The sequence below is a fragment of the Pseudomonas sp. MF7453 genome, from assembly GCF_016405455.1.
Taxonomy (GTDB): Bacteria; Pseudomonadota; Gammaproteobacteria; order Pseudomonadales; family Pseudomonadaceae; genus Aquipseudomonas; species Aquipseudomonas paralactis.
Window position 1 is genome coordinate 267606 of record NZ_JAEKCN010000003.1, and the last position, 25793, is coordinate 293398.

Here is a 25793-nt window from a genome sequence, read left to right on the forward strand (position 1 = left end):
GAAAACAGCCCCTGACTGTCAATTCTGACAGTAGATGATTTTGCTCGGATGCAAAAGACTAAGGCATATCCCCTGCCCATGGACGGCTGAACGATGCCCAAGCGCCTACCTGTATTACTGCTCGCCTGCCTGCCGCTGCTGGCGGTAGCCCAAGACGATCCGGTTGAGCGCTTGCTTGCGCAAATGACCCTTGAAGAGAAGATTGGTCAGCTCAGCCAGCTGACTATCCAATCTACGCCTACCGGCCCCGTCATTGATCAAGGCGAGCACACACAGATGCCTGTGACCCTCCTGGGCTCGGTACTTGGCGCCGACACGGCCCAACAGACGCGTCAATTGCAGGAGCAGGTGGTCAACGGCTCCCGGCTGCATATTCCCTTATTATTTGCCTACGATGTATTGCACGGTTTCCGCACAGTATTCCCGGTGCCATTGGCACTAGCCTCAGCCTGGGATCCGGATCTTGCGCAACGAACTGCACGCGCCGCAGCCGTCGAAGCCACTGCCAGTGGCGTGCATTGGACCTTCGCGCCCATGGTTGATATTGCCCGTGACCCGCGCTGGGGTCGTGTCGTGGAGGGCGCAGGAGAAGATCCGTTTCTGGGTTCTGCGCTGGCCACCGCCCTCGTACATGGCTTTCAGGGCGCAGGCGCCCCTGACGTCTCGTCCATGCTCGCGACGGCAAAACATTTCGTGGCCTACGGCGCGGCCGAAGGCGGTCGAGACTACAACGTTGCCGATCTGTCGGAACGTACCTTGAGAGAGGTGTACTTGCCGCCCTTCGAGGCAGCCGTTGCGGCCGGCGTTGGTGCAATCATGCCGTCCTTCAATGAAGTGGCCGCAGTTCCGATGCACAGCCATACTAAGCTGCTGACCGCTCTGTTGCGCGAGCAGTGGGGGTTCGCAGGCTTGCTGGTCAGTGACTTCAATGCTGTCTGGGAACTGGCCCAACAAGGCATCGCCAGCACGCAGGCCGACGCAGCACGACTGGCTTTCAATGCCGGGGTGGATATCGAGATGGCCAGTCAATCCTATCGCCAACACTTGGCAACGTTGGTGCGTAAAGGCCAGGTGTCCCGCAAAAATGTGGATGACGCCGTTCGCCGCGTCCTCAAGGCCAAACAACGCTTGGGACTGTTCGATGACCCCTATCGTTACAGCGATGAAGCCCGCGAGCGGGCCAGCCAACTCACGCCGCAGCATCGTGCACTGGCTCGGGAAGCGGCGCAGAAATCTATCGTCTTATTAAAAAACGACAGTGCGCTGCTGCCACTTTCCAAACAACCGGGCAAGGTTCTGGTAGTCGGCAGCCTCGCTTCGGACGCCAGCGCCACCATCGGCCCGTGGTCCGGGGCCGCAAATCCCGAAGACTCCGTCACAGTCTTGCAAGGCATCCGCAATGCAGTTGCCCCAGGCACCGAGATCGTTTACCTGCCTGGCGCTTCACCCACCAGCCCAGCCACTCCGAACATCACCCAGGTGGAACAGACCGCTCGCAGTAGCGATGTACTGATCGCCGTCCTTGGCGAAACGGCTGAACAGAGCGGTGAAGCCCACAGCCGCGCCGAACTCGGACTGCCAGGCGGACAGGCCGCACTGCTGCACACCCTGCTGAACACCGGAAAACCACTGGTTATCCTCCTCATGAATGGCCGCCCGCTGGTCCTCGACGCTTCAGTCCAGCAAGCCCCTGCCTTGCTCGAAACCTGGTTCCTGGGCAGCGAGACCGGAAATGCCGTGGCTGATGTGCTGTTCGGTGACATTAACCCCAGCGGCAAGCTGCCAATGACCTTTCCCCGCCATGTGGGGCAGATACCGATTTACTACGCGCATAAAAATACCGGGCGCCCACCCAGCGGGGATGGCAGCTTCGCATCCGCCTACATCGATGTGCCCTGGACACCGCTGTATCCGTTTGGCTTCGGCCTGAGCTACACCTCGTTCAGCTATTCCTCACCTCGCCTGAGCACTACTCGACTGGCCTCCACCCAAACGCTGGAGGTTGAAGTCACCGTCACCAATACCGGCAAACGCGCCGGTGATGAAATCGTCCAGTTGTACCTGCGCGATGACGTTGCCAGCGTCACCCGCCCAGTGCGCCGGTTACGGGGTTTTCGCAAAATTCATTTGGCACCGGGCGAAAGTCGCAGCGTCAGCTTTTTTCTGAGCCAACAGGACTTTGCCTTACTCGACGAGCATTTTTCACCGAAGGTCGAAGCCGGCGGTTTCACCGTCTTCGTCGGGCCGGATTCGACTACTGCCAACCAGGCGCATTTCGAGGTGAGCGATACGCGCCGCTTGTCTGACGATCAGGTTGATAGGCGGTAGAACAACGACGCACTGTGGCGCTTGAGGTAGCCGTCGCTGGAGCGATCGCGCCGTTTGGCCAACACCACCTCGGCGGTCTGGGCGGTGCGGTCATTGCTACCATCGTTGATGAATACCATTTCAACGGTGTAGGCCTGCAACAACGGGTCTTGCCGGACCGCGAGGTAAAACACGCCCACCGTTTGCTCCTCGTTGAACAGAGGCACTATCAGTGAGATCTTCATCGGCTACCCTCGCGAAACACCACCCACCGCGACAGCAGGAACCCGAACAGCAGGCTGACCAGTGAAAACACCAGCACAGTGATCAGCCCTGGCATGTGCAGATGATCACCCAGCCAACCTACCCCCAGGCTTAACGCTCCCATACAGGTCATGAACAGCAGATAGCGGCCCAGGGAAACCGGCATGTCAAAGGTGAACAGGGCATTTACATAGAACGAAAAGGATGCCGCCACACAGAATGCCAGAAGATTGCTCAGCGCCTGGCTGAGCTCAAACCCTGCCCGCAGCATGAAAAACAGCTGCCAATGGATCACCGTATTGGCGACACCGACTACTGTATAAAGAGTGAATCCTTTCCATAACCGAGCCATACCGTCATCCTTTGCAGTTACGCTTTAGCAAGCCACGGTGTTCGTGTTGCGTCTACTGTCAGAGTTGACAGCCCCCCGCTCCTACGACTGAGACATTCAGTAATACCCAGCCTTTGCATTTGCTTACAAATACCGCCACCCTGCGCCCGCCCGATGTGCGGCGTACGACAACGCGCGCGCTCACCTATCGCCACTCAACAACTTGTTCAAGAGCCCGCTGCCATGCTGAACGGACGCGACCCGCGCATCGATTTTTTTCGGGGCCTGGCGTTGATCTTTATTTTCTGGGATCACGTGCCCCACAACCCCCTGGCCAATGTCACCGTGCAGAACTTCGGGTTCAGTGATGCCGCCGAAATTTTCGTGTTCCTGGCCGGCTATGCGGCGGTGCTGGCCTACGGCAAGATCCTGCAGCGCGACGGTTACTTCATCGCCTGCCTGAAAATCCTGCGCCGGGTGTGGACGCTTTACGTGGTGCACATTTTCCTGTTGGCGTTGTTGATGGGCATGGTGATTTTTGCCAACAGCCATATCGAAACCCGCGACCTGGTGCAGGAAATGGGCCTGGAATACTTCCTCACCCACACCCAGCAAGCCCTGCTCGATGAGCTGCTGCTGCGATTCAAACCCAACCTTACCGACCCGCTGCCGTTGTATATCGTGCTGATTCTCAGCCTGCCCATCACGTTACCGTTGCTGTTGCGTGCGCCCAAAGTCACCGTGGCGGCGTCCCTGACGGTGTACCTGCTGGCGCCCTGGCAGGGCTGGAATTTGCCCGCGAGCAACGGCGGGGTGTGGTACTTCAACCCCATCACCTGGCAGTGCTTGTTCATCCTCGGCGGCGCAGCTGCGTTGCGCTCACCCAGCCGCGCCGAACCGCGGCCGTTGCTGCGCCAACCCTTGTTCGTGGCCGCTGCGCTCTACGTGTTGGTGACCTGTGTGATCACCTTGTCTTGGCGCTGGCCCGAGGTGCATGACGCCTGGATGCCACGCGTGATTGGCGAATGGCTGTACCCCATCAGCAAGACCGACCTGTCCCCGGTACGCCTGCTGCACTTCCTGGCATTGGCCTACGTCACCGCCAAATTGCTCCCCGACGTCGGCTGGACGCAGCAGTGGCTGGCCCTGCAATTGGCGCGGATGGGGCGTTACTCCCTGGAAGTGTTTTGCCTGGGCGTGGTGCTGGCGCCACTGGCCGACATGCTCAATGCCATGGCCGGCGACAGCTTGGCGATCAAGTTATCCACGGCCTTGGCGGGCGCTGTGTTGATGGGCGTATTGGCGGCATGGCTGGACCTGAACAAGCGCCTGGACCAACGCTACGCCAGCCGCGCCGTCATCGCGACTAAATAGTTAGCGACGCCGCCGGACACCGGAATGGCAACTGAACCACCGCTTTCGCAGGCAAGCCTGCCACATTGGTAATGTATTGCTCACAGGATCAACGCTCGGCACAGATCCCCTGTGGGAGCGGGCTTGCCCGCGAAAGCGGAGTGTCAGTCACTGAATTTTTAACTGCACCACCGCTATCGCAGGCAACCCCGCACCTTTAAACGGAGCGGGTCGCGCTGCTATTGGCGACGGCGGGTTGCAACTTGAATACAGAGTACAACACCGTCAACAGCACCAGGAACGCAGGCCCGACATACAGCGCCACACGGGTCTCCGGGAAGTACGCCATCAGGCCCACCACCAGCACCAGGAACGCCAGCGCCAGGTAGGAGCTGACCGGGTACAGCCACATGCGGTACTTGAGGGCCGCTTGCTCCGCCGGGCTCAAGCCCTTACGGAACTTGAGCTGGGCCAGCAGGATCATCAACCAGGTCCAGATCGCGCCGAAGGTGGCGATGGAGGTCACCCATACGAACACCTGGTCCGGCACCAGGTAGTTGAGCAGTACGCCCAGCAACAAGGCAAAGATCGACAACAGCAAAGCCTTGCGTGGCACGCCGTTACTGGAGGTGGTGCCGAACGTCGCCGGCGCCTGGCCGTTCTGCGCCAGGCTGTAAAGCATACGCCCGGTGCTGAAGATGCCGCCGTTGCAGGACGACAGCGCGGCGGTGATCACCACGAAGTTGATGATACCCGCGGCAGTCTTGATGCCCAGACGCTCGAAGGTCATCACGAACGGGCTGCCCTGGGTGCCGATTTCATTCCACGGGTAGATCGACAGGATCACGAACAGCGCGCCCACGTAGAACAGCAGGATGCGCCAGAACACCGAGCCGATGGCGCTGGGAATGGTCTTCTGCGGGTTACGCGCTTCACCGGCGGTAAGGCCGATCATCTCGACGCCCAGGTAGGCGAACATCACCATTTGCAGGGACATCAACACGCCCTGCACACCATTGGGCATGAAGCCGCCATGGGTCCACAGGTTGGAGATACCCAACGCCACGCCGTCATTGCCGAAACCGAAGGCGATGATACCGACGCCACCAATCACCATGGCAATGATGGTGACGATCTTGATCAGCGCGAACCAGAACTCGAACTCACCGAACGCCTTGACCGCGATCAGGTTGATGGTGCCCATGCTGATCAGCGCCGCCAGTGCCCAGATCCAGCGTGGCGTGTCGGGGAACCAGACCCCCATGTACACCGCCACCGCGGTAATTTCTGCGACGCAGGTCACCAGCCACAGGAACCAGTAGTTCCAACCGGTGAGAAAGCCTGCCAATGGACCGAGGTAATCCTGCGCATAGCGGCTGAACGAACCGGCCACCGGGTTGTGCACGGCCATCTCTCCGAGGGCGCGCATGATCACCAGGATCGCCAGGCCGCCAATGATGTAGGAGAGCATGATCGCCGGGCCGGCCATTTCGATGGCCTTGGCCGACCCCAGGAACAGACCCACACCGATACACGCGCCGAGCGCCATCAGGCGGATATGCCGTTCGCCGAGTTCGCGTTTGAGCGGGCCGCCTTGAGCGGTCTCGCCAGGGGGCAGTGGTTTGCCGACAGGCATAGGAATACAACCTCATTTTGTTATTGGATTTAGCCACCGAGCCTGGGCGTATCCGCGGATGGGCTGATACACCGGCTGGACCGGACTCGCCTCATGGGCAAATCCGCCTGGCGCGTCTCACGCGCACAGGTCAGCGGGCGTGCAGTATAAAAAGCTAACGTCAGGTCTTTTCACTCAATAAACGGGGAAATTTGGCGATAAGCCCCGAGAAAAACCGCTTGGGCGGTGCAAGCACCAAGCGTCTAGATCGGCCTTCCCGGCGCAAAACGGCGCAGAGTATTGCATAACCGGTCAGGATCGGGACACCTGGGGGCAAGCACATGAAGGCGCGGGTTTGGACTACGAGGCCGCTCAAATGTGGGAGCCGGCGTGCCGTTCAGTCCACACTGAAAAACAAGCGTCTGGCCAGCAGCCGGGAAATGCTCGCACGGTCGATGTCCAGGGTTTGCTGCACCCGCCCGGTCTGGCCGCTGCGTATTCGGGCGAACGCCTGGGCTTCAGCTTCGGCCTGGGCCTGGCGCCCCAGGCGCTGCTGTTCGGGGCTTTTGATGTGGGCGGCGGTGTAGTGATCGTCCGGGCCCAGGCGGGTTCCATAGTGAAAATGCGCATAACACAGCGGCTGCGCCGTTTGCGCATCCTGCACAACATAGACTTGCAGAAAATCCACGGTTTTGCCCTTGAGGCGTACGCGGGCACCTTGTCGCTGAATGCGCACCTCATTGAGCGCGTGCAGGAAGTCGACATCTTCGGCCCGCGTCAGCTTGAGTTTGCTGGCCCGGACGCGGGCCTCGACACCCGCTGCCTCCAGGCGCGTCGCCGCGGCCCGCAAGTCGCTGGCCCGCACCCTGGCGTTGGCCTGCTGGGTGGCGGCCAGCCGTGAGACGTCCAGGCTGCGTAATTTTCTGTCGATATCCGCCGCCACCATGCGCCGACTGTTGGCTTGCGCCACCAACAGGGCTTGCAGGGATTCGGGCTCACACCTGTCAGACATGCCTTGCACCTTCGCAATCGCGTTTTCGACGCCTGCCAACAGCCGCTGGCCCTTGTTCACCAGCGCTCCCAGTTGCGGGTCGGCCGTACGGGGTCTGGCCGGCGGTTCCACCGCTTCCCATACGCCGTCGTCGGCCTCGGTGAAGGTGGCGATCACACTGCCCTTGTCGTCCACCAGCTCTGCGGTGCCGGTCGGGCCTTTGACCCGGGCCACATACACATCGCGGTTGCGCGTGCGGATGATCTTTTTTTGCCGCGAGCCTGCCGCGTCAGTCCTGACCGATACCACACCGGGGGCCGGGTCCAGCAGGTCAGCCAGTTGCTCCTCGACCTGACGGTGCAGGCCAGACAGCAACGTCTGGAGTTTTTGCAGATTGGCCAAGTCAAAGGTGTCCGGCGCCATGGCGCGCCAGAACTGAATATGGTCGTCGGTGAGCGCATAGATGCGCCCCAGGCTTTTGAGCACTTCTACACGTTCTTCTCGCGCGATGGAAAGATGCTGCAGGTCCGCCAGGGAGCGGCTGGCCCAGCGGGCACGCGTGATCACCTGGTTCAAGCTGTCAAAAAATTCCGCTTCCAGCGGTGGGCCTTCGATATCAATGGTGATGCCCCACAGTGTGGTCACTTGCAACGCTTGCAAATCCAGGATCGAAGGCCGCGCAGCCAAGTCGTTTTGCAGCTCGCGGGCCTTGTTGCGTCCAAGGCGCGGCACCGCCTTGAGTTGGTCAATATAGGTTTTTTCCAGCGTGCGCCAGCGAATCGCCGCCTCCTCGGCTGCCACTTGCTCACGCATGTTGCGGTCCAGGTCAGCATGGGCCTGGCGATTAAGATCGGAGCCGGCTTCGTCCTCACTCTCATCTTGCAGGACATCGAGCAGAGGGCGGATGCGCGCATTGATCTGCAGCATCTGCTCACGCGTGTCGGCATCCAGTAATTGCACGCCCAGAATCAGCGACTCCAGCACTTCACAAAGTTCTTCTTCATACCGAGGCCGTGGCTTGATCGCACGCAAACGCATCAGCAATTGCAGCTCCTGTTGCGAGGACGTCACCTTATTCTGCATTTCCTTGCGGTAGCGCTCCTCAAGTTGCGCCAACTGCGCCTCGGTAACCTTGCCCTTTGATTCGCGCGCCAGCTTACGCGCCACGATCATGGCTGCACCGGCCTTGTCACGTGCGCGCCCGGCATTACGGTATTGTTGTTCAAGGCTGGGCTCGGACACTTCAAGTGCCTGCAGCTCGGCTTCGAGCGCGGAATCGGCATTCCCCCCTGGCAAGTGCAATCGCGCATCAAAATCCCAATACCCGTCACCCAAGGGTTTCAACCAGGGACCTTTCTCGCGGCCATCGGCGCTGACGACCCGCACTGCATTGGCCTCGTCCACCACCCGGTACACGTGCCCGCGTACCAAGGCATGCCATTGCGGTGGTGAAAATGAAGTGTCATAAACCAAACCCTGGCGCGGGCCGCTTTGCTCGGCGTTGCTCCATTCTCCGGAGAAAACCCTGAGGCTCAGGCGGCGTGCCCGAGCATTCTGCGCGGTGCTCAGGTCTTTACGCGCATTACTCCAACGGATCGGGGTATGGAACATCGCAGGCACGGGCACACGAACGGGCACCGACGCGGCGGACTCGGCGTGTGCCAACGGCGCAAAGACGGGGTGCTCCAGTTGCAGCGCCTGATGGGGCACGTGGGGCGTGGCCTGGTGCGCAACAATTGCCATCAGGTTGCTCAGTACATCCGTAACGGCTTTGTTCCTGGCCTGTTCATCGTCGCTGGCCAGGTCCTGAATATCCTGCTGCAGGCTGTCGACCAATTGCACCAGCCATCCGCCCAATTGCAACGGCCCGCTGGTCAACGGCAGGACACTGGCAAACAACAGCCAACCTACCTCTTTCATATGGGCCCAGCGTTGTTCGGCGTTCGATACCGATTGCCGGTCAGCCAGGGCAACCAAAGCCTTCGCCGTGCCGTTGAACACCAGCGTGCAGGGGCCTTGCGCGCCCAACTGTTTGTGCAGTTGCGCCGCCGGCGGTTTGTCATACACGCCGAACTCATCGCCAGGCAAAAAGCGACGGATATGCGGCTCATTAAAGCCGCCGTTGGCGTAGACCGCCTGGCGTGCCGGGGCGATCCAGGTCAGCACGCTGTCTTGCAAGGGGCCTGGCGCCTTGATGGCCTCGAACAACGCCTGGATCGACGCGTACTCCTGCAACATCGGTTCGAGCAATGGCCGGTACAGCAGATGCGCGCCCGCCTGCCCTGCCCGTGGGCCAATGATGAAGTGCGCGGTGACCTCATCGGCCTCAGCAGCCGCCGAAGCCTTGAACGCCAGCGGCCACAGCGCCATTGCCTGGCCCTGTACCGTACGATCGGCCACGCGCGATTGCAGCGCAGCCTGCACGCGCCTGAAGCCATCCAGCGTCAGGCCGTGCTCGGCCTTGATCTTCAGTTCCAATGCCAGCATCGGCAACTGCACGCGCAATTGGCGCTTGAACAACTGCAAGCGCCGAGCGTTTTCGGTTGGATCATCCAACAGCTTTCTTTTCAACAAAGCCGGGTAAGCCTGGCCGACGTCAGCCGTTTGCACACACCCGCTCAGCAGGTCGTAAGTCAACCAACCGGGCGCCGGGGCGTCGTTCAACGTGATGCTGGTGACGGTGTGCGGGAACCCAGCCAGGTTTTCCAGCGCCAGTTCGGTCAGGCTTACGGTGATCAGCTCGACTTCACCCGCGATGAAACCTCCCGGCACCGGCACTGCGGCGGCAATCACCCGTTTAAAGGTCAGCCGGACATCGGCAGGCCGCACTTTGCGCGCCGCGGGTTGAGCGTGCAGGCACGTTTTGAGCGCGTCATCGGCAAACTGACGGATCGAGTCGATACCGTCGAGAAACTGTTTGCCGCCATTTTGCTCGCGGGCCAGCACCAGCGCCTGGAGCAGGCGCGCATAGGCGATGCTGTCTTGCTCGTCGGCGTGGGCCAGCCACAGCGGCATGGCGCTGCGCAGCGCTTGCTGACGTGCGCCCAGGCTGGCGACGAACCAGCGTCGCGGATCGGTGATGTAGTCGAGCAACGCCTGATGCTGCCCCGGTGCAAGCGCCAGGTTGCGGTCGATCCGGTCGATGTCGCGCAGTTGACGTGCCAGGTAGCTCGCGGCCAGGGCGTCGAACGGATCGCTGTCAACGTCTTTGGCAAACCATTGCTCTACGCGCGCGCCCTCAGCAAAAGCCGGCAACCACGCAGCGATTTCGTCCTCGTCGCGCAGCGGGTGCAGGCCACTGGCCGGGCTGAACAGCAAGCGCTGTTGCCCGTGAATAAGGACCAGCACCGGCAGCATCTCGACGGGCGGCCCCGCCAGGTAAACCGCCTGCACCCGCAATGCATCGCCGTGGGCGCTCCACTCGTTATCCGGGCGAATCGGATGCAGCAGGGTTTTGGGGAACAGTGTGGCGAATTGCTCTTCGCTGTATCCCGGCGGCTTGGGTGAGTCATACAGCAGTGTCAGCAGGTCATCCGACAGGTAGCCCCAGCGCGTCATGTTCACCGGCAACTCTTCACACCACCAGGCTTGCAGGCGTTGCACATAGGTCCTCCACAACAGCGCGCCGCAGCGGTTGATGAGCCGTTCCAGTTCAACCAGGCTCGGGCCACCTTCCACAAACACCTCGCGCACCCGTTGGGCGACCACGTGATAGTCCGCCACCAGCAACACCGGGCCGGCCAGGGCCAGGCGTTGCAGCAGCCACTCGGACAAGGCCTGGTAAACGAGGCTACCGTCACTGTCGGCGGGCGTGGCGATATAAATCAGACCGGCCTGCCATTTGTGTTCAGCAAAATGCTGGTCAAGGTAGGCTTGGGCGCTTTCTTGCGCGACCGCCAGCAATGACGGCGGCAGGCGAAACAACGTTTCGATTTGCTCGCTCGTGATGAGGTGCTGTGAGTCGGCTGGAGGGGTGGAAGCGGTCATGTTGACACTCTGAGGGCAGTTAAAATCAAACGCTAACCGCCGCCGCGCGACCCGCTGGCCTAGACAATTAACGCCTGCCGTGACGCGCTGTGTGCTGCCCCGTCGACAAACTTCGTAGGCAAGGCAATTCGCGTCTACGCTTCAGACAAGTCCGATCAATCTGTATGAATGGATCAATCGACTATGGGCGCACTGTGGCAAACCGACTCGCACCAGGCTGAAGCCGACAGCCCGTCACCCGCCCCATTGCCGAAAAAATCCAGACCGCCCCGGCCATGGCGCCGGCTGTTCTGGTTGATCCTGTTGCTGGTGCTGCTCGCCCTGGGTTTTGCCGCGTTGCGCGAGATGCACAGCGCTCGCTGGCAAGCTCGCACCCTCAGCCAATGGGCCGCGCAGTTGACCTACCGCGTCGAACCCGGAGCCAGCGATGCGATCCTGTACCCCGGCGCCGGGCCCTTCGATCAGCGCCTGGGCTACAGCGCCCTGGGCGACTTCCTGCCGCGCCTGCTCAAGCGTAATTACGTGATCGAGTCCCAGGCGCGCTTCTCCGCGGCGCTGATGAACTACAGCCGTCACGGCCTGTTTATTCCCTACGCAGAAAAAATCCAGGCCGGGCTGAGCATCACCGATTGCCGCGCCGCGCCGCTGTATCAGTTCAATTACCCGACGCAGTTATATGCGCAGTTCAGCGACGTGCCACCGTTGATGGTGCGCAGCCTGCTGTTTATCGAAAACCGCGAGTTGCTCGACCCACAGCCGGCCCAGGCCAACCCGGCGGTGGACTGGCCGCGCTTTGCCAAGGCCGCGTGGTCGCAGGTTGCGCGCCAGTTGCACCTGCCGGGGCAGACGGCAGGCGGCAGCACCCTGGCCACGCAGTTGGAAAAGTACCGCCATTCGCCGGACGGCCTGACCCTGTCGGGCAGCGAAAAACTGCGCCAAATGCTCTCGGCCAGTGTGCGCGCCTATCAGCACGGCCCCGACACCCTTGTCGCCCGGCAGAACGTGGTGCGCGACTACCTCAACAGCGTGCCGCTTTCGGCAGTGCCCGGCCACGGTGAAGTGCACGGCATGGCCGAAGGTTTGCGGGTGTGGTACGGCGCCGACTTCAACCAGGTCAACCGGGCCCTGGCCGACACCACAAACACCGCGCCCAGCCTGGCGGCCCGTGGCCTGGCGTTGCGCCAGGTGTTGTCGCTGATGATCGCCCAGCGCCGCCCGTCCCATTACCTGACCAAGGGCCGCGATGAGCTGGCGCAGTTGACCGACAGCCACCTGCGACTGCTGGCGCAACAGGGCGTGATCGAGCCGGGATTATTAAAGGCAGCGCTGGCCAGCCAGGTCACCTACCGCGACTGGCAGCAACAACCGACCACCCAGAAGATCGAGGCCAACAAAGGCATCAGCGTGGCCCGCAGCCGCCTGGCCGCGCTGCTCGATCGCCCGCTGTACGACCTCGACCGCCTGGACCTGTCCGCCACCAGCACCTTGCAAGGCCAACTGCAGGAGCAGATCACCGCCTACCTCAAACAACTGGCCGACCCGGCCTATGCCAAAGAGATCGGGCTGCTGGGCGAGCGCTTGCTCACCCCCACCAGCACACCGCAGGTGCGCTACAGCTTTACCTTGTTCGAGCGCACCGCCGACAGCGCGCGCGTGCGGGTGCAGACCGACAACACCGACCAGCCGTTCGACATCAACGAGGGCAGCAAGCTTGAGTTGGGTTCTACCGCCAAGTTGCGCGTGCTGACCACCTACCTGCAAATCATCGCCGAGCTCCATGAGCGCTACGGCGCATTGGCGCCAGCGGCGTTGAAAAAAGTCGAGGTCGCCGAACAGGACCGTCTCAGCCGTTGGGCCGTGGACTACCTGCTGCAAAATCCAGGAAAATCCCTGGCAGACATGCTCGACGCGGCCCTGGACCGCACCTATTCGGCCAGCCCCGGCGAGAGCTTTTTCACCGGTGGCGGCCTGCACCGCTTCCACAACTTTCGCAACCAGGACAACGGCCGCAACCCGAGCCTGCGCGATGCCCTGCGCGAGTCGATCAACCTGCCGTTCATCCGCCTGATGCGCGACCTGGTGCGCTACGTCACCTACACCAGCGCCAACAACAGCGCGCAGTTGCTCAAGGACGACAGCGAGCCCCGCCGCCAGGAATACCTGGCGCAATTCGCCGACCGTGAAGGCACCGCTTTTTTGCTCAAGTTCTGGAAGAAGTACCAGAAAAAAGACACCCAGGCGCGCCTGGAAACCTTCCTCGACAGTCTGCACCCCACCCCGATCCGCCTGGCTGCCGTGCACAGATACCTGCTGCCCGACGCCAGCCGCGAGAGTTTCAACAGCTTCCTGCGCGCGCGCCTGGCGGGAACCAAAGGCCAGCAGACACTCACCGACAAACGCCTCGACACACTGTACGACAGCTACGGCCCAGGCGCCTATGACTTGCCCGACCAGGGCTACATCGCCAAGGTGCACCCGCTGGACCTGTGGCTGATGGGCTACCTGCTCAACCATCCGGACGCGACGTTCAGCGAGATCGTCAAAGCCAGTCAGTTCGAGCGCCAAGAGGTCTACAGCTGGCTGTTCAAAAGCCGCCATCAGAGCGCCCGCGACGGGCGTATCCGCACCATGCTGGAGATCGAAGCGTTTCTGGAGATTCATCAGCGCTGGAAGGCGGTGGGCTATCCGTTTGATCATCTGGTGCCATCGTTGGCGACCGCGATTGGCAGCTCCGGCGACCGCCCGGCAGCACTGGCCGAGTTGATGGGCATCATCCTCAATGACGGCGTACGCATTCCGGTGCTGCGCATCGACAGCCTGCACTTTGCCGCCGGTACGCCCTATGACACCCGCCTGATCAACGCCCCCGACCGCGCCCGCCGAGTGATGCCTTCCGAGGTGGCAACGGCCCTGCGCGGCGCGCTCTCCCAGGTGGTCGATGCCGGCACCGCCAAACGCGTCGCCGGCAGTTTCAAACACGCCGACGGCACACCGTTGGCCATGGGCGGCAAGACCGGCACCGGCGATAACCGTATCGAAGCCATCGGTGCCGGCGGGCGCATTCTCAGCTCCAAAGCAATCAACCGCACCGCCACCTTCGTGTTTTATATCGGCGAGCGCCACTTCGGCACGCTCACCGCCTTCGTGCCCGGCAGTTCGGCGCAGGGTTTCACCTTCACCTCGGCGCTGCCGGTGCAGGTGCTCAAAGGCATGGCGCCCCTGTTGATGCCATACCTGCAAGGCAACGAGCAGAACGCCTGTGTGAGCAGCACCGGTAAATAAGCGTGCAGCGCAAAGTGCGATGCAGTGGTTATGTATGCCTGGCCTTTCATGGGCACGGGTATCTACACAACTTTTGTAGCCACTACCAACCGTAACCACGATGCGAAGCGAGCCGCTCTTGCTCTTGCTCTTGCTCTTGCTCTTGCTCTTGCTCTTGCTCTGCTTTTGATCTTAGGCGCCCCGTCAAACCACGCTGGCCGGAATTCGACAGGGATTTGGGGGGTAAACCGGCAGGGATGCCGGTTTAGCCGCCCCGCGCCATGGATGGCGCGTGGCGGCGGCCCCCCAAATCCCTGGCGGATTACGGGCACACCGAGCCTAAGCGAGGTGCCGAGTGGTGGGGCAAGAGCCCTTTTGGTTACTTTTGGGGCTCTTTTCCAAAAGTGACCCGCTGTAAAAGCGGAACCAATAGTGGCCGTTACCCAAACAACGGATATGTACTACTCGATCTGATCCAACATCCTGACCGGCTGCCAGGCCGCCATCGGGGGCAAGCCCCCTCCCACAAGTCCGGCGTAGCACCAAAGAGTTGTGTAGATACCCATGCTTTCATGGACGTGATTAGGGTAAGTCATCTGACTTACAGACTACCCAACCCTGTTATTCGAGCCCCGCTACCCGCACGCAGCTGGACCAGCACCGGCTCACATCGGACGACGAGGCCGGTATTCATCTGGCCTATCGCAGTACGCTGGTAGCCCGGTTGAGAAGGTTGGGAGCGTTACCTTGAGCAGCAGAACCCCACCGCCAAATGGAACAACGGCAACACCTTCGACCTGAAGTACCAGCAGCTCGATGAAATGAGCGCAAACGGTCAAGGCGCCAGAAAATCAAACATCAGGTGCACCGTGCCGTAGTAGGACCCGCCCTGGTATCCACCCTGCGGCTCGATCGGAGCAATCTCCAGCTCGACGCGCCGGCCCATGCCCGCCTCGTCAGCGCTGAGTATCTGGGTCGAGTCCAGGGTCAGGGGCACCCGGTTGAACAGCACGCGCAAATCAATACGGTCGCGGCCGCTCAACAGATAGGGCACGTCCCCCAGCCGCGCAGCTACGCCGCCATTGAGGTTTTTCACGTCGAAGTTCTTGCGCAGGCGCCCGAGCCTGGAGGTCGCCAGGTCCCAGGCCAGCAGTTGGTCCTGCGCCATCCAGTCAGGTTCGGAGGGCAGCACATAGGCTTCGTGGATCGGAATGGTGACCGACACATCAAAACTCTGGCGCTCCTGAAACGCCTGTACCGGCGCGCCGATGAACAACGTTGCGACCAGCCCCGCCCATACCGTCAGTTGCTTGAACATTGTCATCACCCGTTGCTGTTGACCGTCATCGGTGTTTTGTCGCGGCCTTCGATCATCTGGAAGCGATATTCACGCCCGGGCTTCTTCTCAAGCTGCCATTGGCGCCCCGGCAGAATGTGGTGCTTGGTGGTGGCTTCGCAGTCGGTTTTTTTCGCCGCTGAACAGTCCCGGAACTCATCGAGCACCACCACGCTGTTGCCGGCGTTGCGCAGGGTGTACTGGTCGGCGGCCTCGACGACCTTCGTATCGAAGCGGGTGTCCTTGGGCCGCACGAAAAACACCGTGCCGTAACCGGCCATGACGTTAACGCCGGCGGCGAGATCTTTTTTGTACTCGTCGCGCTCGGCGTCGGTCACGGCGAAGTCGTCTTCCTTCTCCGGCACCACCGGGATGAAGCGCACCCGGAAGTAACGCTCCTTGTCGCGCTCACCCATGTACAGCAAGCGCGTCCCCTGGCGCCCGCCCGCCGGAACGATCAACCGCGCCGGGCTGGCCATCAGGCCGTCGCGGCTGGTGGCGGCGCCCTTGTCATCCGTCAGGGAGGCCACCGGGATTTCCCTGGATGTGCCGTCGGCGTTATAGACAATTTCCAGCACATTGACCTTGATAAAGGCGGTGCTGGTGCCGCCGTTGAATACCCGCTTGAGGTAAGAACTGCGGTCGCCCTCCAGGTAGTCGTACACCACGCCGACATTGATCGCCGGCCCGGCCTGCGCCGCCAACGACATCAGCAACAGCCCAGCCCCTAACACTGCATGTTTCATGTTTGATTACGCCTTATTGATTGAACGCGGCCCACCACAGGGAGCCGATATGCGAGCCGGGCTCGCCTAGACTTCCGAATCCCAGATCACCGTGGCCACGCCGGAATAGGTGCTGCCGGGCTTCTTGAGCATGTCGGCGACGTCATCCTTGCCTACCTCGAAATGCAACTTGCCCTCGCGGTTGTTCACGTACTGCAACGGCTGGAACAGTTCGGTGCCGACGCCGTCGAGGCGCAGGGGCAGTTTGTTCACACCCTGGTCATGCTGATCACGCAAGCCATAGGGCAGGCTCACGGCGACTTGAAGCGGCACTTCGTCACCGTCGTTGTTGCGCAGGCCACAGGTGTTGCCGATCACCAGTCCGCACTCCAGGGTCATCTTGAAACGTGAGCTGGCGGAGATTGCGAAGGTCTGGTCACGCCATAGCCGCGACGGGCGCCGCCCCTGGTTGAGCCAGGCTTGCCAGCCGCCTTCGGGTAACAGCTCGATGCGATTGCCGCCCGCCGGCAGGTCAATCTTGAGCACGTGCTCCACCGACAAGATGAAGTTGAAGGTCAGGGTGTTTTCGTCGGGGATCATGGTGGTGCCGAAATCCATATCGCCACCCGGGCCCATGGTGTAAGTGATGGAACCCTCATAAGTACCAGCGTCCATACCCAGAGGGTTTGGTGTCTTGAGTTCGTAGCCGTACTCAAGCGTGCTGTAGCTCATCCGCCCGATTTCCATACCATTTGTAACGCTGCAGGCTCCGGCGTTCTCCGGAACGATCCAGAAAAAGAGCGCATACGCTTGTCCCGCCGCCATGTAATTGATCGGCAAGCACGGTGCCGGCGCCCCTCGCCAATAAGCGTTCCAGCCCACACCTGGCGTGGCCCAGCCGGACACACCCGGTGGATAAGAGACATTCCACCGTCCCCCAATACCGGCAATGCGCATCTGTACCGTCTCCGCACGACCGGTGACGGTGTGAGTCACTTGCAGATCGCGAAATGCCGAGGGCACCTTGAAATAGGCGCTCTGGCGCGGATCCTCCGGAAACGCCGGTATCGGCCCATTGGAATAGGCCCGGAACGAACTGTTACGGATACTGAAGGTATTGACCGCCTCGCACCTGGCGGGAACGTGCCAGGGACACAAGCCACTTTGCGGCGTGGTATTGACGAATTTATTGCTCGTTGGGTTGGCCGGATCGGGGCGAAACACTGCCGTGATCTGCTCGACGATAGCCAGTGCCGGCAAGCTGTAGGTAGTGCCCAAAACCAGCGCGAATGCACAGAGCCCCAAGCGTTTTTTCATTGCGGTAATCAAGGTCATGAACTCCCGTTTCAACCGCCGTCAACCGGCGGTTTCGCCCTTGTGGTTAGCTTCGGCCAGCGTGTCCGGCGTGCAGCGCAAGTCACCGATCATCAGCACGTCGTTTTCATTCGGCGCGGTGCTCGGGTCCAGGCGGAACTGGCAGAGCAACTGGTTCTGGTAGCGCACCTGCAGGGTCGGCGCGCTGGCGCTCATCTCCATGGAGAAGAACCCGTCCACTTCGCTGACCCCACGGCTGGCGTGGTTGATCACGTGATGGCCTTTAAGCGGCGCACCGCGTTCATCCAGCAGGCGGCCGAGTACGGTGACGGTTTTCATCACGGTGATCTTGCGGTAGTCCACGCCGCCCTTGTTCAGGTGGTAGCTGGAACGCGCGGGCTGGATGTTCGCCGCCGGCGGGTGGTTGCCTTCGAAGTCGAAGCTCACGCTGCTGCTCTTGTAAGCCGAGACCGGCACATAGTTGCGTCCCGGACGCAGTACCGCGCTGCCGCCACCCAGGTCGTCGGCGCGCAGGGCGATCTCATCGAGGTCGGTTTCCACGTCGATAATCATCCCCGCGCCGTTGCCCTGGTACTGGCTGCTGAGCAGCATTTTCCCGGCGCCCGCGACGAAGGTGCTGTTGAGGTTCAAGCCACCGCTGAGGTCGCCGTTGAAGGAGCTGCGCTGCACAAAGCCGTCGCCGCTGACCACGTCGGTACTGAAGTTGGCCATGCCTGACAGGCCGACGCCGTAGGTATCAGTGATCGCCGTGGCCGAGACGCTTTGCAGCACATGGTCGGTGAGGTTCTGGCGATACGTGATCGACGCATTGTTATCGCGACCGCCATCACGGGCGGTGCGGGTGCCGATGCTGCCGGAAATCTGCCGGCCATCGCTGCCCAGGTTCACGCTCAGACTCACATCCACGCCACGGTTGCGCTGGTCGTTGGTGCCGGCGCTGCCGGGGCGGTCGAACACCGAGAAACGCCAGTTGGCGTCACTGCCGAAAAAGCTGTCGTGACGGCTCCAGCCCAGGTCCAGCCCCGCACCTTCGACGTTGCCTTGGCTGTGGGACACGCGCATGTTCAAGGTGTTTTTCGCATCAAGGCGATGGTTGACCGACAACGCCGAATTGCTGGCCTGGCCGACAAAGGTGTTGCGCCGCAGGCGCGTGCCGTCGGGCAGGGTTTCGTAGGTGTCGCGGGTGTCGAGCCAGCTGCGGTTGTGACTGAACACCAGGTTGGTCGCGCCGAAGCTGTAGAGCCCTTGCAGGTCAAGGCCGGTGCCATGTTCACGGGTTTGATAAACATTGGCATAGAGGCTGGTGTTGTCGGCAACGGTCCAGTCCACCGAGCTGCCATATTGCAGTTGCTCGCGCACCTGGCGAGCCGACAGGCCAAGAATCACTCGTGGGTGCAGCAGGTAATTGAGCGACGCGCCGGCCGTCACCGCACCCGAGGCTTGCTCGTCCCAGTTGCTGAACAGCTTGGTTTCGCGCCCGGCGAACAGGTTGTAGCGCCAGCGGTCTTCGGCGTTGCGCCAGTTACCGGGCTTGTACACCAGCTCCTGGGTGGTGCTGGTGGTGAGGCCGTCTTCCACCAGGCGCACTTCCACTTCATAGATACCGCCGGGCAGTGGCCGGGTGTCCAGGGTTTGCAGGCCGGCGGCCACGGCCTGGGTGTTGATCAACAAGCCGTTGCGATAAATCTCTACCGCTGCCTGACGGTTGGCGGTGACGTAGATCGGGTACACGCTGGGCTTGGGGTTGTTGATCGCCAGGCTGTCGGAGCTGCCGTACATGACGCCCAAGGCGGTGTCGGGGCTGGCGCCGAAGCTGCGCAGTTGACGGGTCAGGCCATCGGAATTGGGGGTGAAGTGGCCGAGGCGAAAAAACTGCCCCTCCAGTTCACGCTGGGTATACAGCTCATGAATCGCGTGGCGCATGGGTTGGTCATTACCGCTCTGACGCGCCAGTTGCAGGTTGAACACCTGGCTCCAGTTGCCCACGCTGGAACTGGCTTGCAAACCATAACGGCCGCCGAGGCTGTCTTGCTGACCGCCATTGAGGTTGAGCTGGTTGTTGATGATCAACCCCAGGCTGCCGCCGTCGGGCTGATCGTAAAAGCGCGGGGCTTCGCTGCTCAGTTCAACGTCCTGCGTGAGGATCGACAACTGGGAGCTTTCCAGGTTGTAGTAAGCAGAGATCATCTTTTGCGGGCAAGACTGGGTGCAGGCGCCCAACGCCACGCCTTTTTCCAGCAGACCTTGCCAGGTGTCGCGGGTGGCAGCCGGCACCTTGCTGTCGCCGGTGTCGGTGAATTCGAGCAGGGTGACGCGGTCGTCCCGGGACAGCACGATCAGCGCTTCGCCAAGCAGTTGGTGGTCCAGGTCTACGCGCACCGCCAGGGGTACATCGAAAAAGTGATCGGCAAAGCCTGCGGGCAAGCCTTGGGCCTGAGTGATCAGGCTGCCGGGTGTGGCTGCACCGGAAGCAGCAGGTGCCGCCAGCGCACTCGTACATATCAGCAGCGCAAGCGCAGCCGCGATAGGCGTCATCGGGAACATGAACGGATACTCTGAATGCCAGGAGACCAGAATCGAAAACCAGGCCGGCGAACGGAGGAGGAATTCGCCGACCTGAAAAGTCATGCCCGCGCCAAGCGGGCATTAGATTGGCATCAAGGCCCTACTGGCAGTACCGCGTCGAAGACCACTGGCATCACGGAGGTGTACGAACCGCGCTGCGTCGCCGAAGGCTTGGCTGCGACGATGCGCATCTCCGCACCTACGCCTGGGGTGGAGTCGGCTTCGTTGACCACTTCCTGTGGGGTGCCGGTCAGGGTCACGCCATTGAGGGTGGTGGTGAGCGGGATGTTCTGGCTTGGGTCACCGTTGAACAGCACGGCCGGGCCACCTTCGATGTAGGCGTGAACCGAACCATTGGTGTTCTTGATGTCGTAGATGGCGCTCAACGGCGCCAGCTCACCGCTGACCAGGTTGTAGGTCATGGTTTCATCGCGACCCCAGTTCGGGTCACGCGGCTGGGCGTGGAACACGGTAGTCGGGATGGTGGCCTTCATGTTGACGGTGTGGCTGGCTTCACCGGCAGCAAAAGCTGTTACCGAGGAGGACAGCGCCATAACAGCCAGGGGAACAGCAATCGCGAACTTCTTGAACATGGTCAATACCTGTAGTTATCAACATTGAGTGATTCGTCGCCAAGTAACCGCCTTAACAACGAACGCGTTGCCGTTAGTTGCAACGCCCAACAATGATCAACTCAAAATAACAGTCGGTATGCAGGCAACCTCTCACACCTGCGTAGCCCTATTAATCAGGGATTGAGAGAAAAACATGGCACTTTGCCAAAACTTTTAAAGTGGCTGTAAGAACAAGACTACAACCCAAAAAACAGTGCCAACCGAAAGAACTTTCAGTCAGAAAAATACCACAAACCCGCTGCCGCACTCGAACTTAACCGAGTGTAAACTCTAATTAAAGTTATCACTCTAAAATTAATCGTATTCCAGGTATTCAAAGGATCTCTCCTGAAAAAGACGCCGATGACCGTTGGTCGCCAAGCCCTATCGTCACATTAAGATATATCTTAAGTTATATCTAAATCTTTCTGGAGGCCCTGCATGAGAAACGAACCTCGCGGTGAATTCGAAAAACGTGGCGGTCGCGGTCCTCGCGTCTTCGCACCGGGTGATCTGAAATTACTGCTGCTGGCACTGATCGCCGAACAGCCATGCCACGGCTACGATTTGATACGCCGCATCGAAAGCCTGTTCGACGGCGCCTACAGCCCCAGCCCCGGCGTGATCTACCCGACCCTGACCTTCCTCGAAGAGAGCGAGCTGATCAGCGGCACTGCCGAAGGCGGGAAAAAACACCACACAATCACCGACGCCGGTCGTCTCTTCTTAAGCGAGCAAGCGGTTGCTCTGGACGGCGTACGTATGCGCATCGACGTCAGCAAACGCTCACTGCGCGGCCACGACCGCCCACCTGAAATCCACGAAGCGGTGCATAACCTGCGCCATGCCTTGCATTCGCACAACGGGCACTGGAGCCCACAGGAAATCGTTCGTGTTGCGGCGCTGCTCAACCGCACCGCTCAAGCCATTGCCGACGGGACAGACCAATGAACACACAAGCCATTCACCGCGTAACCCACGAAATCAAACGCCGCCGCCTGGAAGTGCTGCGGGTGGTGGACATCACCCCGCGCATGCGTCGCATCACACTGGGCGGGCCTGAGCTGGCGGGCTTTATCAGCCTGGGCAGCGACGATCACATCAAGCTGCTGTTCCCACAGAACGCCGCCGAGCAAGCGGCGCTGGAAAGCCCGACGTTCGCCATCAAGGGCGACGGCCCGCAACCGGCCATGCGCGACTACACGCCACGACGCTACGACCTGGAAATCGGCGAGCTGGATATCGACTTCGTGCTGCATGGCGATGGCCCTGCGTCTACCTGGGCCGAGCAGGCGCAGGTCGGTCAGCACCTGTATATCGGTGGGCCACGAGGCTCAATGATCGTGCCGGACATTTTCGACAGCTACCTGCTGATCGGCGACGAAACCGCCCTGCCCGCCATCGGTCGACGCCTGGAAGAACTGCCGGCCGGGCGCAAGGTGCTGGCGGTGATTGAAATCGCCGATGCGGCGGAGCAACAAGCGCTGCAAAGCGCGGCGGACGTCGAGGTTATTTGGGTGCTGCGTGGTCAGGATGACCTGCTCGATGTGGTGCGAAACCTGACACTGCCCGGCGGCACGCTGTACAGCTTTGTCGCCACCGAAACCAGGTTGTCACGCCAGGTACGGCGGGTGCTGCTGGATACCCACAAGGTCGATGAGCAATACCTCAAGGCCGTGGGCTACTGGCGTGCCGAAGGCAGCGAAGAAGAATAAAGGTGGGGCTTGCCTGTGATTGCTATCGCAGGCAAGCCAGCTCCCACCTTAATGGTGCTCACTTTAAATCGAGGGTGATTTGAGGCGCTTGTCCAGGCCAACGATCACCAGCCCAATGACGATAAACCCTGCCAAAATCCCTCCGGCATTCACAAACACTTGTGGATAACCGAGGCTGTCCACATCCATGAACGGGTACTGATACTGCCCGAGCATATGCCCCCGCAGCAGCACATAACCGAAGTACACCAATGGGTAGATCACCCAGCCGGCAATGTGTTTGAGCCGCAACGCACCCTTGGGCACACACCGCCACCAATACACCACAAACAACAACGGCATGACGTCGTGCAGCAATTCATCGGCGATAAATTGAAAGCCTTGCGGGCTCCACAGATGCCGCAGCAGCAGGTTGTAGGCCAGGCTCACCACCACAATGCTCGTGGCGATCCCACTGCTGACGCCAGGCCTGAGGAAAAACCGTTTGGCGGCAGATTCGCGAGTCACCAGCGCATAGCTGAGCACCACGACCACCAGGGTGTTGGTCAATACGGTGAAAAAACTCAGGAAGCTGATCAGCCCGCCCAGCAGGCTGGCGCCGATGGACCAGCGCGAATACAGAATCAGGTATTGCTGGATCGCCAAGCCCACCCAACCGGCGAGTGCGGCCGTTGCGACAAAACGCTTCATGGGCTCAGTCCAGCGGGCGTTTGGTGCGCATCAGCTTGACGTACAACCCTTCGACTTTTTCCCGCGCCCAGGGCGTCTTGCGCAGGAAGGTCAGGCTCGACTTGATGCTCGGGTCGCTCTTGAAGCAGCGGATATCAATACGCTCGGCCAGGCCGCTCCACTCGTAATGTTCCACCAGGGTGGTGAGCACGTGTTGCAGGGTCACACCGTGGAGCGGGTCGTTGCTTGTCGCGGTCATGCCAGGCCTTTTGCAAAAAGAGGAAACACAGCCGCGCACCTTAGCCGACGGGGCGTGCAGGTGGAAGCATCGCATTGAATATAGCCCGTCAGGAAAAGTTCCCCCTTTTCTACAAAAAAGAGATGTTATATTGTAACTTTACTTATCAGAAGTTTTGCCTAGGAATCTCCGATGTCTCTGCCTTCCCTCTGGCGTTTGTCTCCCCTCGCCACTGCCTTGCTGATCGGCGCTCAAGCCCATGCCCTGGAACTGCCTCCCCAGGTTGTTACCGGTAACCCGCTGGGCAGCGCACAACTCGCCTCGCCCACCACCGTGCTGGAAGGCGATGACCTGACGCTGCAACAAAAAGGCAGCCTCGGTGAAACCCTGAACAAGCAGCCGGGCGTGTCGTCTTCTTACTTCGGCCCGGGCGCCAGCCGCCCGATCATTCGCGGCCAGGATGGCGACCGCATTCGCATCCTGCGCAACGGCGTGGGCGCGCTGGATGCCTCGTCGCTGTCTTATGACCACGCGGTGCCGCTGGACCCGATCAATGTCGACCGCATTGAAATCGTGCGCGGCCCGGCGGCCTTGTTGTACGGCGGCAGCGCCATCGGCGGCGTGGTCAACACCTTCGACAACCGCATCCCCACCGAGGCCATCGAAGGCATCCACGGTGCGGGTGAACTGCGCTACGGCGGCGCCGACACCACCCGCAGCAGCGCCGGCAAGCTAGAGGCCGGCAACGGCACCTTCGCCTTGCACCTGGACGCCAATGCGCGGGAATTCAACGACCTGAAAATCCCCGGGTATGCCCGCAGCCGCCACGCGCCGGAGAGCGAAAACGGTCCCGGCAAAAATGGCCGCCTGGGTAACAGCAACGGGCGTCAGGACGGCGGCGCAGTGGGTGGCTCCTACACCTGGGATGATGGTTACGCTGGCCTGTCCTACAGCAACTACGACAGCAATTACGGCTCCCCCGCCGAGCAGGATGTGCGCATCCGCATGAAGCAGGATCATTACGCCTTTGCCTCCGAGATCCGCAACCTGCAGGGCCCGTTTACCTCGGTGAAGATCGACGCGGGCTACACCGATTATCAGCACCGCGAAATCGAAGGTGGCGAAACCGGCACGACCTTCAAGAACAAAGGCTATGAAGCCCGGGTGGAGGCGCGTCACCAGCCCATCGGCCCGTTCGATGGCGTGGTTGGCGCCCAAGTGACCCGCAATGAATTCTCGGCCCTGGGTGAGGAAGCCTTTGTACCGCAGACCGATACCAACGCTGGCGCCTTGTTTATCCTCGAAGAGATGCAAGCCACCGAACGCTTGAAACTCAGCCTCGGTGCGCGCCTGGAACACACCAACGTCGACCCGGACGGCAAGGGCAATGCGCGCTTTGCCAATGCGGATAAATCCAGCGACTTCACCGCAGGCAGCCTGTCGTCCGGTGCGGTTTATACGCTGACGCCTGTCTGGTCCGTGGCCGCGACGCTGGGCTACACCGAACGCGCCCCGACCTTTTATGAGCTGTATGCCAACGGCGCCCATGTCGCCACCGGCACCTATGAGTTGGGCGATGCCAACCTGAAAAAGGAAAAGGCCGTGTCCAGCGACCTGGCGCTGCGCTTTGACAACGGCACCCACAAGGGCAGCTTTGGCGTGTTCTACAGCCGCTTCTCCAACTACATCGGTTTGCTCGGCACTGGCCGTACGTTGAACGACGAGGGTGAAGAAGACGCGGGCGGTATTCCCGAGTACGGCTATTCCGGCGTGCGCGCACGTTTCGCCGGCTTCGAAGCCCAGGATCACTGGAAGCTCGGCGAAGGTGCCTACGGCAAGTTCGCGCTGGAACTGTCGGGCGATTACACCCGCGCCACCAACCTGGACACCGGCGAAGCCTTGCCGCGCATTGCGCCCCTGCGTTTGAACAGCGGCTTGCTGTGGGAACTGGATCGCTGGCAGGCACGTATCGACGTGGAACATGCCGCAGGCCAAGGACGCGTGCCGGATAACGAGAGCGGCACCGACGGCTACACCACGCTCGGTGCCAGCGCGGGTTACCGTTTCAATGTGGGTGGCAGCCAGTGGCTGGCGTTCGTCAACGGTGAAAACCTGACCAACCAGACCGTGCGCTATGCCAGCTCGATCCTGCGCGATATTGCGCCGGCGCCAGGTAGAAGCGTGCAGTTCGGGGTTCGCACTACCTTCTAATCATCACCGCAACCCCCCTGTGCGGGCTTGCCCGCGAAAGCGCTGGGTCAGTCAACATCACTGTCTGCTGGACCGACGTCTTCGCAGGCAAGCCAGCTCCCACATTTGATCGTCGTCGCGTTGAGCATTGCGTTCGCGTGACTGATCGGTATTGCAGCGACTATCTGTCACTGTTACCAAAACTGAAATGATGCATCTTGCGATTCACCCTTTCTCAAAACGCCCCGCCGCATTATCCTTCGCAACAATCTGAAACGCTTCACCTCCCGGTCGACC

16 protein-coding genes and 1 pseudogene are annotated in these 25793 nt (G+C 61.0%); 6 read left to right on the forward strand and 11 right to left on the reverse strand.

Annotated elements, in window-relative coordinates:
- The first annotated feature begins 93 nt into the window (after window positions 1–93).
- Complete coding sequence (gene bglX, locus JFT63_RS07135) at window positions 94–2328, forward strand: beta-glucosidase BglX (protein WP_233102233.1); 2235 nt, start codon at window positions 94–96, stop codon at window positions 2326–2328.
- On the opposite strand, the pseudogene JFT63_RS07140 reads toward bglX, so the two are convergent.
- Window positions 2319–2552 (reverse strand): annotated as a pseudogene (locus JFT63_RS07140) (glycosyltransferase); the annotation flags it as partial. The gene bglX and the pseudogene JFT63_RS07140 overlap by 10 nt on opposite strands.
- A complete protein-coding gene (locus JFT63_RS07145; RefSeq protein ID WP_057701433.1) occupies window positions 2549–2923 on the reverse strand; it encodes a GtrA family protein in 375 nt (124 codons plus the stop codon). The gene JFT63_RS07145 and the pseudogene JFT63_RS07140, both read right to left, overlap by 4 nt.
- A gap of 222 nt (window positions 2924–3145) precedes the next feature.
- Here JFT63_RS07145 and JFT63_RS07150 point away from each other — a divergent pair, with 222 nt between their 5' ends.
- Window positions 3146–4276 (forward strand): OpgC family protein, encoded by a 1131-nt coding sequence (locus tag JFT63_RS07150; RefSeq protein ID WP_057701434.1) that lies wholly within the window; start codon window positions 3146–3148, stop codon window positions 4274–4276.
- Window positions 4277–4472: 196 nt separating this feature from the next.
- Here the strand turns inward: JFT63_RS07150 and JFT63_RS07155 are convergent, their stop codons facing one another.
- Entirely contained in the window at window positions 4473–5891 is a 1419-nt protein-coding gene (locus tag JFT63_RS07155; protein ID WP_057701435.1) for an amino acid permease, read from the reverse strand.
- A gap of 376 nt (window positions 5892–6267) precedes the next feature.
- Window positions 6268–10848 (reverse strand): hypothetical protein, encoded by a 4581-nt coding sequence (locus tag JFT63_RS07160; protein ID WP_198843664.1) that lies wholly within the window; start codon window positions 10846–10848, stop codon window positions 6268–6270.
- A 183-nt stretch (window positions 10849–11031) separates the two neighbouring features.
- Between JFT63_RS07160 and JFT63_RS07165 the strand changes: the two genes are divergently transcribed.
- Window positions 11032–14130, forward strand: coding sequence for a transglycosylase domain-containing protein (locus tag JFT63_RS07165; RefSeq protein ID WP_198843665.1), 3099 nt, complete (start codon window positions 11032–11034; stop codon window positions 14128–14130).
- A gap of 814 nt (window positions 14131–14944) precedes the next feature.
- Here the strand turns inward: JFT63_RS07165 and JFT63_RS07170 are convergent.
- From JFT63_RS07170 to JFT63_RS07190, 5 genes are all read right to left on the reverse strand, one after another.
- The gene (locus JFT63_RS07170; protein WP_034127990.1) at window positions 14945–15427 is read right to left on the reverse strand and encodes a CS1 type fimbrial major subunit; all 483 of its coding nucleotides are present in this window, start codon (window positions 15425–15427) and stop codon (window positions 14945–14947) included.
- A 5-nt stretch (window positions 15428–15432) separates the two neighbouring features.
- Entirely contained in the window at window positions 15433–16191 is a 759-nt protein-coding gene (locus tag JFT63_RS07175) for a molecular chaperone (RefSeq protein ID WP_198843666.1), read from the reverse strand.
- Window positions 16192–16257: 66 nt separating this feature from the next.
- Window positions 16258–17505 (reverse strand): hypothetical protein, encoded by a 1248-nt coding sequence (locus JFT63_RS07180; RefSeq protein WP_054897685.1) that lies wholly within the window; start codon window positions 17503–17505, stop codon window positions 16258–16260.
- Window positions 17506–17526: 21 nt separating this feature from the next.
- Window positions 17527–20049 (reverse strand): CS1-pili formation C-terminal domain-containing protein, encoded by a 2523-nt coding sequence (locus JFT63_RS07185; protein ID WP_186561334.1) that lies wholly within the window; start codon window positions 20047–20049, stop codon window positions 17527–17529.
- A gap of 113 nt (window positions 20050–20162) precedes the next feature.
- On the reverse strand, window positions 20163–20663 hold the full coding sequence (locus JFT63_RS07190) for a CS1 type fimbrial major subunit (protein WP_057701438.1): 501 nt from the start codon (window positions 20661–20663) through the stop codon (window positions 20163–20165).
- 462 nt (window positions 20664–21125) lie between these two features.
- On the opposite strand from JFT63_RS07190, the gene JFT63_RS07195 reads away from it, so the two are divergent.
- Together JFT63_RS07195 and JFT63_RS07200 are read left to right on the forward strand one after the other, a co-directional pair.
- The gene (locus tag JFT63_RS07195) at window positions 21126–21635 is read left to right on the forward strand and encodes a PadR family transcriptional regulator (RefSeq protein ID WP_198843667.1); all 510 of its coding nucleotides are present in this window, start codon (window positions 21126–21128) and stop codon (window positions 21633–21635) included.
- Window positions 21632–22399 (forward strand): siderophore-interacting protein, encoded by a 768-nt coding sequence (locus JFT63_RS07200; RefSeq protein WP_186561234.1) that lies wholly within the window; start codon window positions 21632–21634, stop codon window positions 22397–22399. Before JFT63_RS07195 ends, JFT63_RS07200 begins: the two co-directional genes overlap by 4 nt.
- A 63-nt stretch (window positions 22400–22462) precedes the next feature.
- Here the strand turns inward: JFT63_RS07200 and JFT63_RS07205 are convergent, their stop codons facing one another.
- Together JFT63_RS07205 and JFT63_RS07210 are read right to left on the reverse strand one after the other, a co-directional pair.
- Window positions 22463–23089 carry a Pr6Pr family membrane protein gene (locus JFT63_RS07205; RefSeq protein ID WP_198843668.1) on the reverse strand — a complete coding sequence of 209 codons (627 nt, stop codon included), beginning with the start codon at window positions 23087–23089 and terminating at the stop codon, window positions 22463–22465.
- Window positions 23090–23093: 4 nt separating this feature from the next.
- Entirely contained in the window at window positions 23094–23327 is a 234-nt protein-coding gene (locus JFT63_RS07210; protein WP_003188882.1) for a VF530 family DNA-binding protein, read from the reverse strand.
- 171 nt (window positions 23328–23498) lie between these two features.
- Between JFT63_RS07210 and JFT63_RS07215 the strand changes: the two genes are divergently transcribed.
- Window positions 23499–25517, forward strand: coding sequence for a TonB-dependent receptor (locus tag JFT63_RS07215; protein ID WP_198843669.1), 2019 nt, complete (start codon window positions 23499–23501; stop codon window positions 25515–25517).
- The last annotated feature ends 276 nt before the right edge of the window (window positions 25518–25793 follow it).

Excerpts from the sequence above, each read along its gene's own strand:
- bglX (WP_233102233.1), top strand. The coding sequence starts at position 94 with ATGCCCAAGCGCCTACCTGTATTACTGCTCGCCTGCCTGCCGCTGCTG.
- JFT63_RS07175 (WP_198843666.1), bottom strand. The coding sequence starts at position 16,191 with ATGAAACATGCAGTGTTAGGGGCTGGGCTGTTGCTGATGTCGTTGGCG.
- JFT63_RS07170 (WP_034127990.1), bottom strand. The coding sequence starts at position 15,427 with ATGTTCAAGCAACTGACGGTATGGGCGGGGCTGGTCGCAACGTTGTTC.
- JFT63_RS07205 (WP_198843668.1), bottom strand. The coding sequence starts at position 23,089 with ATGAAGCGTTTTGTCGCAACGGCCGCACTCGCCGGTTGGGTGGGCTTG.
- JFT63_RS07185 (WP_186561334.1), bottom strand. The coding sequence starts at position 20,049 with ATGTTCCCGATGACGCCTATCGCGGCTGCGCTTGCGCTGCTGATATGT.
- JFT63_RS07150 (WP_057701434.1), top strand. The coding sequence starts at position 3,146 with ATGCTGAACGGACGCGACCCGCGCATCGATTTTTTTCGGGGCCTGGCG.
- JFT63_RS07200 (WP_186561234.1), top strand. The coding sequence starts at position 21,632 with ATGAACACACAAGCCATTCACCGCGTAACCCACGAAATCAAACGCCGC.
- JFT63_RS07215 (WP_198843669.1), top strand. The coding sequence starts at position 23,499 with ATGTCTCTGCCTTCCCTCTGGCGTTTGTCTCCCCTCGCCACTGCCTTG.
- JFT63_RS07160 (WP_198843664.1), bottom strand. The coding sequence starts at position 10,848 with ATGACCGCTTCCACCCCTCCAGCCGACTCACAGCACCTCATCACGAGC.
- JFT63_RS07165 (WP_198843665.1), top strand. The coding sequence starts at position 11,032 with ATGGGCGCACTGTGGCAAACCGACTCGCACCAGGCTGAAGCCGACAGC.
- JFT63_RS07195 (WP_198843667.1), top strand. The coding sequence starts at position 21,126 with ATGAGAAACGAACCTCGCGGTGAATTCGAAAAACGTGGCGGTCGCGGT.
- JFT63_RS07180 (WP_054897685.1), bottom strand. The coding sequence starts at position 17,505 with ATGACCTTGATTACCGCAATGAAAAAACGCTTGGGGCTCTGTGCATTC.
- JFT63_RS07155 (WP_057701435.1), bottom strand. The coding sequence starts at position 5,891 with ATGCCTGTCGGCAAACCACTGCCCCCTGGCGAGACCGCTCAAGGCGGC.
- JFT63_RS07210 (WP_003188882.1), bottom strand. The coding sequence starts at position 23,327 with ATGACCGCGACAAGCAACGACCCGCTCCACGGTGTGACCCTGCAACAC.
- JFT63_RS07145 (WP_057701433.1), bottom strand. The coding sequence starts at position 2,923 with ATGGCTCGGTTATGGAAAGGATTCACTCTTTATACAGTAGTCGGTGTC.
- JFT63_RS07190 (WP_057701438.1), bottom strand. The coding sequence starts at position 20,663 with ATGTTCAAGAAGTTCGCGATTGCTGTTCCCCTGGCTGTTATGGCGCTG.